The sequence below is a fragment of the Leptolyngbya sp. FACHB-60 genome (assembly GCF_014695775.1).
In the GTDB taxonomy this organism is placed as follows: domain Bacteria; phylum Cyanobacteriota; class Cyanobacteriia; order Phormidesmidales; family Phormidesmidaceae; genus Nodosilinea.
The window spans coordinates 82,790-95,997 of the sequence record NZ_JACJOX010000022.1 but is presented as its reverse complement, the minus strand read 5'-3'; the positions used below and the strand labels follow the sequence as shown (position 1 = coordinate 95,997).

The 13,208-nt window shown below is 51.0% G+C and carries 12 protein-coding genes and 1 tRNA gene; 10 read left to right on the top strand and 3 right to left on the bottom strand.

The features are described 5' to 3' along the window. Window positions 1–156 precede the first annotated feature (156 nt). The 7 genes from rsfS to H6F57_RS08420 all read left to right on the top strand — a co-directional run bounded on the left by rsfS (window position 157) and on the right by H6F57_RS08420 (window position 6,869). Entirely contained in the window at window positions 157–597 is a 441-nt protein-coding gene (gene rsfS / locus H6F57_RS08450) for a ribosome silencing factor (protein ID WP_190628699.1), read from the top strand. 127 nt (window positions 598–724) lie between these two features. Next, on the top strand, window positions 725–1,213 hold the full coding sequence (locus H6F57_RS08445; RefSeq protein WP_190628701.1) for a CGLD27 family protein: 489 nt from the start codon (window positions 725–727) through the stop codon (window positions 1,211–1,213). 49 nt (window positions 1,214–1,262) lie between these two features. Further along, a complete protein-coding gene (locus H6F57_RS08440; protein ID WP_190628703.1) occupies window positions 1,263–2,225 on the top strand; it encodes an asparaginase in 963 nt (320 codons plus the stop codon). A gap of 222 nt (window positions 2,226–2,447) precedes the next feature. Further along, window positions 2,448–2,524: transfer RNA gene (locus H6F57_RS08435), tRNA-Met, on the top strand. A 118-nt stretch (window positions 2,525–2,642) separates the two neighbouring features. Then, complete coding sequence (locus tag H6F57_RS08430) at window positions 2,643–3,962, top strand: four-carbon acid sugar kinase family protein (RefSeq protein WP_190628705.1); 1,320 nt, start codon at window positions 2,643–2,645, stop codon at window positions 3,960–3,962. A 260-nt stretch (window positions 3,963–4,222) separates the two neighbouring features. Further along, window positions 4,223–5,299: a hypothetical protein gene (locus H6F57_RS08425; RefSeq protein ID WP_190628706.1), complete on the top strand. Its 1,077-nt coding sequence runs from the start codon at window positions 4,223–4,225 to the stop codon at window positions 5,297–5,299. 7 nt (window positions 5,300–5,306) lie between these two features. Then, complete coding sequence (locus H6F57_RS08420; RefSeq protein WP_190628708.1) at window positions 5,307–6,869, top strand: MBOAT family protein; 1,563 nt, start codon at window positions 5,307–5,309, stop codon at window positions 6,867–6,869. Between the two features lie 182 nt (window positions 6,870–7,051). On the opposite strand, the gene hslO is transcribed toward H6F57_RS08420, so the two are convergent. Further along, a complete protein-coding gene (gene hslO / locus H6F57_RS08415; protein WP_190628710.1) occupies window positions 7,052–7,960 on the bottom strand; it encodes an Hsp33 family molecular chaperone HslO in 909 nt (302 codons plus the stop codon). 176 nt (window positions 7,961–8,136) lie between these two features. Between hslO and H6F57_RS08410 the strand changes: the two genes are divergently transcribed. Further along, window positions 8,137–8,523, top strand: coding sequence for a hypothetical protein (locus tag H6F57_RS08410; protein ID WP_190628712.1), 387 nt, complete (start codon window positions 8,137–8,139; stop codon window positions 8,521–8,523). 16 nt (window positions 8,524–8,539) lie between these two features. On the opposite strand, the gene H6F57_RS08405 is transcribed toward H6F57_RS08410, so the two are convergent. After that, window positions 8,540–9,013: an NUDIX domain-containing protein gene (locus H6F57_RS08405; RefSeq protein WP_190628713.1), complete on the bottom strand. Its 474-nt coding sequence runs from the start codon at window positions 9,011–9,013 to the stop codon at window positions 8,540–8,542. Window positions 9,014–9,334: 321 nt separating this feature from the next. On the opposite strand from H6F57_RS08405, the gene H6F57_RS08400 reads away from it, so the two are divergent. Further along, window positions 9,335–9,853, top strand: coding sequence for a zinc ribbon domain-containing protein (locus tag H6F57_RS08400; RefSeq protein WP_190628715.1), 519 nt, complete (start codon window positions 9,335–9,337; stop codon window positions 9,851–9,853). Between the two features lie 139 nt (window positions 9,854–9,992). Here H6F57_RS08400 and aqpZ read toward each other — a convergent pair whose 3' ends face one another. Next, window positions 9,993–10,760 carry an aquaporin Z gene (gene aqpZ / locus H6F57_RS08395; RefSeq protein WP_190628717.1) on the bottom strand — a complete coding sequence of 256 codons (768 nt, stop codon included), beginning with the start codon at window positions 10,758–10,760 and terminating at the stop codon, window positions 9,993–9,995. Window positions 10,761–11,052: 292 nt separating this feature from the next. Here aqpZ and glgX point away from each other — a divergent pair, with 292 nt between their 5' ends. Next, window positions 11,053–13,206, top strand: a complete 2,154-nt coding sequence (gene glgX, locus H6F57_RS08390) for a glycogen debranching protein GlgX (RefSeq protein WP_190628719.1) — start codon at window positions 11,053–11,055, stop codon at window positions 13,204–13,206. The last annotated feature ends 2 nt before the right edge of the window (window positions 13,207–13,208 follow it).

The window sequence follows — 13,208 nt, the reverse complement described above, 5'->3', positions numbered from 1 at the left end:
CCTCGGCCAGGGCTAAGACTTTCCATAACAGATTATGACCGTGGAGAGAGCCAGTCTGCAGCCCCTCAGAGTCATCCTCTACAATAGAAACTACGGTGTATGGGCGCAGTCAGTCTGAACCACAGCCACCGCAATTGTCCCATTACGTCTTTGCGTATGACCCAGTCTTCCCACCGCCCGCCTGCTGCTACCGATACCCCTGCGCCGAATCAAGCTGAGGACGATGCCCTTAAACTGGCTTACGCCATTGCGGCCGCCGCCGATGAGCGTAAAGCAGGCAACATCACAATTCTCCAGGTGGGAGATGTGTCGTACTTAGCTGATTATTTTGTGGTGGCCACCGGCTTTTCAGCCGTGCAGGTGCGCGCCATTACCCGCTCCATTGAGGCCACCCTCGAAAGCGACCACAACCGTCGCCCCCTGCGGGTCGAAGGCCAGGGTGAAGGCAGCTGGATCGTCATGGACTACGGCGAAGTCATTGTCCATATCTTTATGCCCGAGGCGCGAGACTACTACGATCTAGAGGCGTTTTGGGGTCATGCTAACCAAATTTCGTACCAGCCCTCAGGCCAGCACTTTAGCCCAGCCCAGTTCTAAAGCCGAGCTAGGATTGGCCTGTTGACCCTCGCGGCCGCTATCCGCTGGGACAAAAATTCCCAAGCAGCAATTCCTATTGGTAGGCAATTCGTTTAGGCTATAGCTAGATTGCGTGTTGTCGGTGGCCATGACTCAACGATGTCCAGTACCGGCTGAGCAACAGCCCATCAACGAATATCAGGACGTGAGCGAGTCCTGGTTTTATGGCTGGGGCAGCCGAGATTTGGCAGGCTACCTCAAACCCGTCGCTATTCTTTGGTTTGTAGGCTGGGTTGTGGCTGGGCCTATGGCCGCCGCCAGCTTTGCCCCAGCGAAACACCCCCTTTCCTTTGGTCTCAGTGGGGCCATGGGGGCGCTGGTGCTGCCCGTGCTGGCCCTGCTTCAGCTCTACGTGGGTTGGGCCCATGTGGGCGGACGCCTGCGGCAAACCACCGTACCCTACGAAGAGTCGGGTTGGTACGACGGTCAGCTCTGGGTCAAACCGGAGGAGGTTTCAAACCGCGATCGCTTGATCGTCGACTATCAGGTGCAGCCCGTACTCCAGCGCATTCGCCGCACGCTAGGGGTTATGGCTCTGCTGCTTGCCCTGGGGCTGATCGCCTGGCCCCTGGTATAGTGGTCATCGCCGCCACATCACCCTTGTACACCACCGCAGAGCCTCTCCTATGACCAGCAGTCGGGTTAACCGCCACCAAACCAAAGAGCTAGAAATTCAGCTGCTGCGGGAGGGCATTGTAGAGGCTACCCATCTGGCCCATGTGGCGGTGTGCGATGGCCGGGGGCGCACCCTATCGGTGGCGGGCAACGGTGAGTTGGGTACATTTATTCGTTCTGCCCTTAAACCTTTTCAGGCTCTGGCGGTGACCGCAGCCGGAGCGCTAGAACGCTATAGCCTTGGCGATCGCGACCTGGCCATCATGTGCGGCTCGCACCAGGGCACCATCGAGCAGGCGCGTCAGGCTTTTCACATTCTCTGGCAGGCCGATCTCGACCCCACAGCTCTGCGCTGCCCTATTCCAGCAGGCAAAAAAAGCCCCCTTGAGCACAACTGCTCGGGCAAGCACGCCGGGATGCTGGCCGTTTGTCAGCAACGCAACTGGCCTCTAGCGACCTATCTCGATCGCAGTCACCCGATACAAAAGCTGATCCTGACCCGCATTTCAGAGCTGCTGGGCATGCCCTCAGATGAGTTTATCTGCGCCCATGACGACTGCGGTGCCCCCACCTACTTCATGCAGCTTAGCCAGATGGCCTCCCTGTTTGCCATGCTCTCCTCGGGCAATAACCTCGATATGGAGCGCATTGTCCGGGCCATGATTAGCAATCCTGACATGGTGGGCGGCCCCGGCAGCTTCGACACCACGCTGATGAATCTCACCCATGGGGCTCTAGTCAGCAAATCGGGAGCTGAGGGCATTCAGTGTATTGGGCGGGTGGGCGAAGGTCTGGGGCTGTCAATTAAGGTGATTGACGGGGCAAGGCGGGCCAAGTACGCCACCGCGATCTTTACCCTACGGCAGCTCGGCTGGATCACTCCCACCGTGGCTGACACCCTGGCCGAAACCTATATGAAGGTCGGCGATTTTACGCGGCTCGATGTTGTCGGCGATCTGCCGATGATGTACTAGCTGTCCGCAGTTATTTTCTTTCGCCCTTGGAGACACTGCTTGTTAGGGCAGCTTATTTGTAAAGACAGACGACTCCGCGCTCAGGAGACGACTCTGTGCCGCTGTTCAACTGCTTCAGCCGCCTTAGAGATCAGACATGCAGGCAATTTCTGAAGAAATTTGATTGAAAAAGAAAATTAGATTGTTATCGGAGAACATTTAGCGCTATATTGAATAAGCCGCCGCGGGGTAGAGCAGTCTGGTAGCTCGTCGGGCTCATAACCCGAAGGTCCATGGTTCAAATCCATGCCCCGCCACCAAAAGAAAAATAGGGTTCCTAGATACATCTAGGAACCCTATTTTTGTTAGAGCTACCTTGGCCAACGTGTCCTTAATAGGCGATAGTGATTTTTGTTCACCCCGTCGAGGCCGGCACCGATGGCTCAGCCCAAGATCATAGTTTTAGACGACGACCCTACCGGTTCTCAAACAGTGCACAGCTGCCTGCTGCTCATGCAGTGGGACGTAGACACTCTGCGCCAGGGGCTGCGCGATGCCTCACCGATTTTTTTTGTGCTGACCAACACCCGCGCGCTTACCGCCGCCGCCGCTGAGCAGGTGACCCGAGAGGTTTGCCAAAATTTAAAGCAGGCGATCGCCCTTGAGTGCATCCAGGATTTTCTCGTTGTCAGTCGCTCCGACTCGACCCTGCGGGGGCACTATCCGGTGGAGACCGATGCGATCGCCCAGGAACTCGGCCCCTTCGACGCCCACTTCTTAGTGCCCGCCTTTTTTGAAGGGGGGCGCATCACCCGCGACAGCGTTCACTACCTCGTGGTGGATGGCGTACCCACTCCCGTCCACGAAACCGAGTTCGCCAAAGATTCGGTGTTTGGCTACAGCACCAGCTATCTGCCTGACTACGTTGCCGAAAAGACCGCTGGTCGTATTCCGGCTGAAACCGTCGAATGCTTTACCCTTGGAAATATTCGAGCGGATTCGTTAGATCGGCTGATGGCGCTAGAGCACAACGTCTGCTGCGCCGTCGATGGCGAAACCCAGGCCGACCTGAACCAATTTGCCCAGGATTTGCTCGCGGCCGCTGCCCAGGGCAAAAAATTTCTGTTTCGCAGCGCCGCCAGCATTCTCACTGCCCTGGCCGCCCTGCCTCCCCAGCCCACCGATGCCAGTCACATGCGTACCTACGTGCGCGGTGGCTGCCCCGGAGCCATCATCGTCGGCTCCCATGTGAAGAAAACTACCCAGCAGCTTGAGCAGCTATTGCAGGAACCAGGAGTGACCGGCATTGAAGTAGACGTGGCACAGCTCCGTGACGGAGAACCAGGCCATCACAAAGTGGTGCTAGCAAATATTCTTGGCCAGGTAAACGAGGCCCACGCCGTCGGCCAGGTGCCTGTGGTCTACACCAGCCGCCAGGAACTCGTCTTCGACACCGTTCAAGCCCGTCTCGACTTTGGTGTCGAAGTTTCTTTCCTGCTAATGGAGGTGATTAAGGGAATGCCGAACGATATTGGATTCCTGATCAGCAAAGGCGGCATCACCTCCAACGACACCCTTAGCACTGGGTTAGCGCTACGCACCGCCCGACTGCTCGGCCAAATTCTACCTGGCGTCTCCGCCGTGCGCACCCCCGCCGATCACCCCCAATTTCCTAATTTGCCTGTAGTACTATTCCCTGGAAACGTAGGGGATGAGAATGCATTAGCGATCGCTTATCGACGACTAGTAAGGACTTAGCAAGAGGGGCTAGGCCTTCTGGAATTTCTGGACTATTTCGTCAATATTGATGAATTAACGATTTATCATGAAACGGCTATGATTGAGCAGAGTGCCAAGATTGAGAGAATATTATTTGGCTTTCGAAGTATAAGCTTGGGTAATAAAGTGGTTTTTCCGAGAAGCCCTAAGCGCAGTTTATCTCGCAATTCTTAAACTTTAAATACCGCTATTCTACCAACTTTTTCTGTAAAAATAAAACGATTTTTAATCTTTTGATTATGAAGAGAAAATACTCAGAAAGTCAGTATTTCATCTATTTTATAGTCCTAATTCTTCTTCTTTCTATTTATCCAACTTTAAAGAGTCTAGTTGATGCAAGTATTTTGATTTCGACGGGCCGCATCATTAATACAGAGGATTGGCTAAATCTAATTTTTTTGGAAAAAGAGAAGATTGCATTAGAGGCATCAACCGAAAGAAGAATCTTAATTATCTCGGGAAGTAGCGGGCTATTTGGAATATCTGCCAAAGAAATTTCAAGACAAACTGGATTAAAAACAATTAATCTGAGTTCTCACGCTGGCCTAGGCGGAGAATACATATTAACTCGATCAAAGCCTTTTATTAGAGAAAATGACATTGTATTATTGTCATTAGAATATCCTTTCTATATGTCATCTGGCATCTCGAGTGATTTTAGTGATTTTGGGAAGGGTGGCGTAGCTAGTCGATTTATCACTACGTATGACAGGCAGCGGCTTAAAGATATTTCTGGGATATCGCTTTTGAGCTTTATTATCAATAATTCTTTCTCGATAAATGCGAGAAAAGAATACACTGCCTTCTTCAAAGGGCAGCTTTCAAGAAAAGATATTTTGGAAAGGCTTAGGCATCAAAAAGAAAACGGCAATTGCTATAGCGGTTTGACTTTGAATGAGTATGGCGACGAAACTTGCAATATAGGAAAAGAAAGTCGCTTAACAAATCCTGTGCTTTACACAACAACAATGCCTCCATCTCTCATGGACATTGACCCTAACGGATATATTAAAAGTTTCGTTGATTATGTTGAGGGAAAAGGAGCAACAGTAGTGCCGATCTATCCAACGACAGTCTATACAATCGACTATGAAAAGTCGAATTTTCAAATATCTTCAAAAAGCATAGAGCTATTTTGGAACAATCAAGGCATTGTTTTTCAAGACTCATTGCGAGACTCTCTTTTGCCACCAAATATGATGTACGATACTCATTATCATGCCAACGATCTTGGCCGAAAAAGGAGAACCCAGGGTATTATTAATCTTCTAAGAAAATATTTGGAAAAGGGGAAACCTGAAGCCGTAAATAAGTAATTCATAAATGCTGTTTAACTCATATGATTTCGCTTTTATTTTTTTGCCTATCGGCTTGGTAGGCTTTTGGCTGCTTAGTAGCTTTAGAGAACGCTGGCCACTAATTATTTGGCTGACGTTTATTTCACTAGCTTTTTATTTCTTTTGGAGTCCAAGTTATTTACTCCTACTTCTGTCAAGTGTTGCCATCAATTGGCTTATAGGAGAGCTATTGTCATGGCAAAAAAGGAAGTCCCAAACTGATTCATGTTCTTCCACACAATGCAGACTAATATTGACAATTGGGATTATTTTTAATTTGGCTCTTTTAGGATACTTTAAGTACTCTAATTTTTTGCTTTCAACCTTGAAAGGCTTGGGTTTTAGTTTTAATAGTATTGAAGGTTTAATTCTTCCCTTGGCGATCTCTTTTTATACTTTTCAGCAGATTAGTTATATAGCAGATATTTTTTCTGGCAAGAGTCGAAGTTATAGCTTTAACGATTACCTTTTATTTGTTATTTTCTTCCCTCAGTTAATTGCTGGCCCTATTGTTAACCCTAGGGAGATGATTTCACAGTTTCGAAGGTTGCATTTCGGGATAAGTGCTCATAATCTTTCGGTCGGATTAACGGTTTTTGCAGTTGGACTTTTTAAGAAAACTGTGATCGCTGATTCTGTCTCTGTTTATGCCACCCCTATATTTTTGTCTGCTGATCAGGGTGCACAAATTAGCTTTTTTATTGCTTGGCAAGCATCCATCGCTTATGCAGTGCAACTCTATTTTGATTTTTCTGGGTATAGTGATATGGCAATAGGTCTATCAAAAATTTTTAATATAAAGCTGCCAATTAACTTCTTCTCCCCGTATAAGGCAAATAGTATTAGTGATTTTTGGCGACGTTGGCACATTAGCCTTGGACGATTTCTTCGAGACTATCTTTACATTCCCTTAGGAGGTAATCGAAGAGGTGATTCGCGCCATTATGTAAATTTGTTAATCACAATGCTGCTAGGAGGATTATGGCACGGGGCTAACTGGACTTTTGTGGTTTGGGGCGGATTACATGGCCTGTACTTATGTGTTAACCACGGGTGGAGCCAAATTCTTCAAAGACTGGGATTTGTTATGAATGATTGGTATCATCATTGGTTAGCCAGAATGCTGACCCTCTTTTCTGTAATCGTTTCTTGGGTTTTGTTTCGTGCTGAAACTCTAAGTGGCGGTTGGCACATTATCGTAGGAATGTTTGGTGGTAGTGGCTTTGTCCTACCTGAATCTCTTTATAATCAAGTCGGTTTTCTAACCAATTTCGGCATCCAGTTTGGAACACTTGATAGCTACTGTCATATTAAAGGAATAGTAATTATACTCTCAGCGCTCGCATTGACATTGTTTTCACCTAATCTTTATCAATTCATGAGCCACGAACCAATTGCTCTTGACGTCTATGCTCATTTGTCTGACTGTAAACCCGCCTGGTATGCTTGGCGACCAACCTTGGTCTATGCTTTTTTGACTGCGTTAACACTGCTTGTTGCTCTTGTATTTTGTAGTCAACCTAGTGAATTTCTTTACTTTCAATTTTGACTTTAAAGTGACACCAGCTAAAGCTATGAAGATGAAAGGCATAAAGATTTTTGTTAGGGAACTGACTAAGCTAAGACCTTGGCAGTTCCCTAGGAAATAGTGTCCTGACTTTTTGTTAACTTGCATCAAAAAAGATAAGGCTCACCTGAGGAGTTGGCAGGTTGTTGGTGTGTTCTAAGTTATCACCTTGCCTCCTGTCGCTCCTCCCGCAGATCTTCAATCAGCTGCGCTAGTTGATCGCTGTTGGTGTGGTAGACCTCATTGCAAAAATGACAAATGGCTTCGGCCCCTTCATCTGTTTCAATCATGTCTTGCAGTTCATCTTCGCCTAGCATTTTGAGTGCACTTAGCATGCGATCGAATGAGCAAGGGCAAGAAAACTGCACCATTTGAGTTTCGGGCAAAATTTCAAGGCCCAGATCACCCACCAGCTCGTCAAAGATCTGAGGCAACGTCTTGTTGGCCCGCAGCAGAGGGGTAAAGCCGGTCAATCCGGCCAGGCGACTTTCAATCAAATTCACCATTTCGGCATCTTCAGCGGCGCGGGGCAGAATCTGCAGCAGTAGCCCCCCGGCCGCCTCAACTCCGTCGATCCCTACAAATACACCTAGTATCAGGGCCGAGGGGGTTTGCTCAGAGCTCACCAGGTAGTGGGTGAGGTCATCGCCAATTTCCCCTGAGACTAGCTCAACGGTGCTGGAGTAGGGGTAACCGTAGCCCATATCGCGCACCACATAAACGTAGCCGTTGCGACCTACGGCTCCGCCGACATCAAGCTTGCCCTGGGCATTGGGAGGCAGCTCCACAGCAGGATTGTCCACATAGCCACGGGCAGTACCATCCATACCGGCATCCACCAAAATGCCGCCTAGGGGGCCGTCTCCCCGCACGCGGATATTTACCCGACCCTGGGGTTGCTTCATGCTAGAGGCCAACAGCAGACCCGCCGAAAGGGTACGACCTAGGGCAGCGGTAGCTACATAGGAGAGGTTGTGGCGCTGCCGGGCCACCTCAGTAAGTTTAGTGGTGATGACGCCTACCACCCGTATACCGCCATCGGCGGCGGTAGCCCGAATCAGTTGATCTACCATGCGCTGTCCCAGTCTTCACTTAATATTGCTTATTAATTATTGTAAGAGGTTTAGGGAGTGCGGGTTTAGGGCAGTTTACCCACCTCCAGCAGAGAGCTTGTTTGCCGCCTGTGTGCCTACATGCCATCGAGTTTCTTTTGGCATACTGAGAGGTGTTGTTTGCGGGCTACCACCCTATGCTAGGCACATTTCAGCACAGCCACCTCCGCATCGAAGTCAATGCCAACCACGAGCATATTCAGGCCAGCTTGGTGCAGCCCAGTCAGTTTCGCCAATGGCTTTGGCCCCAACAGTTTAGCCAGGGGTTGCCTGGCAAGATCCACAGTGGGCTGAGCTTTAACAGCTACCTTGGCCCGGTTGAAATTCACCACGATGTCAAACAGGTAAATGACCACAGCCTTTACATGGTGCTATCTGGCGGGATTGATGGCTTCCATGAATGGTACTGGGGTGATCAGTGGGTGCAGTCGCGACTGGAGGGAGTGTCGGCCCTGCCCCTCAACCTGGGTCAAAGCCTGGTGATGGCGCGACTACGGCAGTTTTTACAGCAGCCTGCTCTTTAAGGTTTGCCCAAAGCACTCACGATAAAGACACCTGCCCCAACACCCGCACTAGTTCGTCTAAAAACTGGCCTTGGGCTTTAATGATGCGTTTTTTGGCCTCTTCTAGCTCAAACCAGGCGGCTTGATCCACCTCAGGAAATTCTCGCAGCACGCCTGAGTTGGGCGGCCATTCTAAAACGAAGGTGTTGCTGTGCAGGTTTGCAGGGTTAAAGTTGCCCTCAAAAGCCCAGGCAAAGACTAGCTTGCCCCCTGCCTGACGTACCGGCTGTAGGGGGCGAAAGTTGCCGGTGGGAACTTGCCCAGTTTCTTCTAAAAACTCGCGCTTGGCGGCTTCAAAGGTGTCTTCCCCAGGATCAATTTCGCCTTTGGGAATTGTCCAGGCTTGCCAGCGGCGATTTGCCCAGTAAGGACCACCTGAGTGCACCAACAGCACCTCCAGGTGACGATCCTGGGTTCGATACATGAGTAGCCCTGCGCTTTTTTTAGCCATGGCAGCGATCGCGCCATACCTCAGCCCACCTAGCTAGACTTGGGTATGTCATCCTCAAATAATTAGCAGTCACGACCTCAGACAAGGAACTCATTTGACTATCCGATTGTAGCTGGCGGGTCTAAAAACACTTAATTTTAACTGTTCTTAGTTTTCCCAAAGTTTCCTAAGGGCTGCCTTAAACCAGCTCTAAGCCGAGCCAATGAACCAAAAAAATTTGGAGAAACCGGCTAGAGGTCAGTAGCTTGTCCTAGCATACCTATAGTCTCGGTCTACGGATCCAAACAGCCTTAGGTTACTAACATAATTAGCACGTCAACTATGCCTTACTACTGCGATCTTAGCCCTGGCCAAAAGATATATCTTGACAACTCCGGCCCCAACACTGTTATTACCCTAGCCAGTGGTGAGGCTGGCCAACAGCAGCAATCCAGCACTCAGGTGCGCACTGGCCCATGGACAGAGGTACCTCAAATAACCAGGGTAGGCGGCGGAGTGCTCCTACGCTGTGTTACGGTCCAGGGCATATTTGTTTGGCAGGTTCAGGGTACGCAGATTAGAGCTGCACCTGCCACGGCCTGGGCTGCCGACCAGGCTACTCCCATGCAGGCGACTGAGGTTGAGCCTCCGATCGCCTCAATGCCGCCTATGCCGCCCATGCCGCCCATGCAGATGGGCGATATGGAAATGTCGCTCAACCCCATGACCCTGCGCATGAGGGAGATGACCCTTGGGTCGAATACGCCGACGGTTAACACTCAGAAATTTTGTACCCAGTGTGGGGCTGCGATCGCCCAGAGCGATCGTTTCTGCGGCAGCTGTGGCCATCAGCTGTCTTAGCCTTTGATACCCTAAAAAAATGGAAGAAATGGAGGGAAGCATTTCTCTCCATCCTCCATTTTTTTGTCAATAATCCCCTAATGGAGTCCAGCCTCTAACCTGCTAGGGCAAACTGGCGCTTGAGAGTCTGAGGTTTGCCCTAGACAACCGGCTTGGCGCTCTCAACTTGAGCCACTGGCTCTTTAGCGACATCAAAGAACGTGACATAGAACCACCCTGCTAGTAGCGCCCCTAGAATAGGCGCCACCCAGAATAGCCACAGTTGGGCAAACAGCGGGCCCCCGACAAACAGAGCCGGGCCGGTGCTGCGAGCCGGGTTCACAGAGGTATTGGTCACCGGAATGCTGATCAGGTGAATTAGCGTCAGCGCCAGACCAATTGCCACCGGGGCTAGTCCCACAGGGGCACGAAAGTCAGTAACCCCTAGGATGATCATCAAGAAAAAGAAGGTCATCACTACTTCACACCCGAAGCAGGCTAATAGGCTAAAACCGCCGGGTGAGTGAGTCCCAAAACCATTAGTCGCCAAAGGGTTGCCCACAGAGGGGTCAATGGCAAACCCCGGTTGTCCAGTAGCAATAATGTAGATGATGCCAGCCCCTAAAATGCCTCCCAATACCTGGGACGCAATGTAGGGCAGCAGTTCGCTACTAGGGAATCGTCCCCCAGCCCACAGCCCGAAGGACACTGCCGGATTTAAATGACAACCTGAGATATGGCCAATGGCGTAGGCCATGGTCAGCACCGTCAAACCAAATGCCAGCGAAACACCCAAAAAGCCAATGCCTAGGTTAAAGGCACCGCTGCTATCTAAAAACTTACCGGCCAGCACGGCGCTACCACAGCCGCCCAATACCAACCATAACGTACCGAAAAATTCAGCTACACAACGCTTTGTGAGAGGCATTGCTTAACTCCTACCAATGAAGTTTATAAAGCCGATTAGTATTGTTCGACACAGACTGCGATGGACAACCTAATCTCTCCCGGCAAGAGTACCGTAAGACTATAAAAGTTTGATAAGCCCAAGGAATACCAACCCCTCTTGCCATTGCCACGCCTATTCCCGTAGCCTGTTAACCTGGAATATGCACGACATATTGGCACCGAAACTATTTTCAATGGGGGTTCTCCCTCAAATGGACCATCGGCCTCAGTGTCGTTAAACCTTAGAGTCTTTAAGCAACACAGCACTCACTATGGGAATGCAAGTTTGGCCAGGTCGTCCCTATCCCCTGGGTGCCGCTTGGGATGGCACAGGCACCAACTTCGCCCTGTTTTCAGAAAATGCGACTGGGGTTTACCTTTGCCTATTTGATGCGGCTAATCAGGAAACCCGCATCCCGTTGACTGAGGTTGATAATTACGTATGGCACGGCTATTTGGTTGGGGTACAGCCTGGGCAGCGCTATGGTTTTCGGGTGCAGGGTCCCCATCATCCCAAGGCTGGACAGCGGTTTAACCCCTATAAGCTGCTCATTGACCCTTACGCTAAGGCTGTAGACGGCGATGTACAGTTTGACCCGGCTATTTTTGGCTATGACCTAGACGCAACGAACGACCTCGAAAACCTCGATTTGTCGTTTTCTGAAGTCGATAGCGCCCCGTTTATGCCCAAAGCTGTGGTGGTTGATCCTAGCTTTGACTGGGAGGGCGATCGCCCCCTTGATATCCCCTGGCATCGCACCATCATCTACGAAACCCACGTTAAAGGGTTCACCCAGCGCCACCCTGACGTACCAGAACCGCTGCGGGGTACTTACGCTGGGCTAGCCCAGCCAGCGGTAATTGACCACCTCAGCCGCTTGGGCATTACCGCCGTAGAGCTGCTGCCTGTTCACCACTTTCATGCCTATCCGGGGCATTTAGCCGACACAGGGCTGCGCAACTACTGGGGCTACGACTCACTCAGCTACCTCGCCCCCTACGGCGGCTATAGCAGTGCTGGGCAGGCTGGCGGCCAGGTGAACGAGTTTAAGCAGATGGTTAAAGCGCTGCACCAAGCCGGCATCGAAGTCATTTTAGATGTGGTCTACAACCATACCGGGGAGGGCAGCCACCTGGGGCCGACCATCAGCCTGCGGGGCATCGACAACGCGGCCTACTATCGCCTCGTCGAAGATGCTCCCCGCTACTACATGGACTTCACCGGCTGCGGCAACTCTCTCAACGTGCGCCATCCTCAAGTGCTCAAGCTGATTATGGATAGCTTGCGCTATTGGGTGCTAGAGATGCACGTCGACGGCTTTCGCTTTGACCTAGCCTCGGCTCTGGCTCGGGAACTCTACGAAGTCGACAGTTTGGCGGCTTTCTTCGACATCATCCACCAAGATCCGGTGCTATCCACTATTAAGCTGATCGCTGAACCTTGGGATTTGGGGGAAGGGGGCTATCAGGTGGGCAACTTTCCGCTGCTGTGGTCAGAGTGGAACGGCAAATACCGCGATTCCATGCGCGACTTTTGGCGCGACCATGACTGTCGCCTCGGCGAGTTTGCCTTTCGAATTACCGGCAGTTCTGACCTGTACAAGGCTAACGGCAAACGTCCCCACGCCAGTGTTAACTTCATCACCTGCCACGACGGTTTTACCCTGCAGGATTTGATGAGCTACAACGAGAAGCACAACCTGGCCAACCACGAAAACAATCGCGACGGCGAGAGCTATAACCGGTCTTGGAATTGCGGGGCTGAGGGCGAAACTGACGATCCAACTATTCTGGCCCTGCGACACAAGCAGCAGCGCAACTTGCTGGCTACGCTGCTGCTCTCCCAAGGAGTTCCCATGCTGCTCGGGGGAGATGAGATTGGCCGTACTCAACAGGGCAACAATAACACCTACTGCCAAGACAGCGAGTTGTCTTGGTTCGATTGGGATCTGAGCCCCCTAGGACGTGACCTGCTGTCGTTTACTAGCAAGCTGATTCAGCTTCGCCAAACTCACCCCTCCTTTGCCCGTCGCCATTGGTTTCAGGGGCGCGCAATTCACGGGTCTGGGGTTCACGACATCGGCTGGTACAACCCTGACGGCAGCGAAATCACAGCCGACCAGTGGTATGGTGGCTCGGCTAAGGCGATTACGGTATTTCTCAACGGCGAAGAGTTGATGGGCTTTGAAGCCCAAGGTCAGCGACTGGAGGACGACAGCTTCTTGCTATTTTTTAATGCTCAGTCAGATTCTCAAGATTTTTATGTGCCACCTCTGCTTGAAAAACCGTTTTGGTCAATGGTGATCAATACTGAAACGCCTGCTGGCTTCGTGAATGACAAGCAGGTTTACAAACCCGGAAAAGCGATCGCCGTGGCTGACTTTTCGCTAGTTGTACTCACCAGCCCCAAACCCACTGTGGTCTAAGG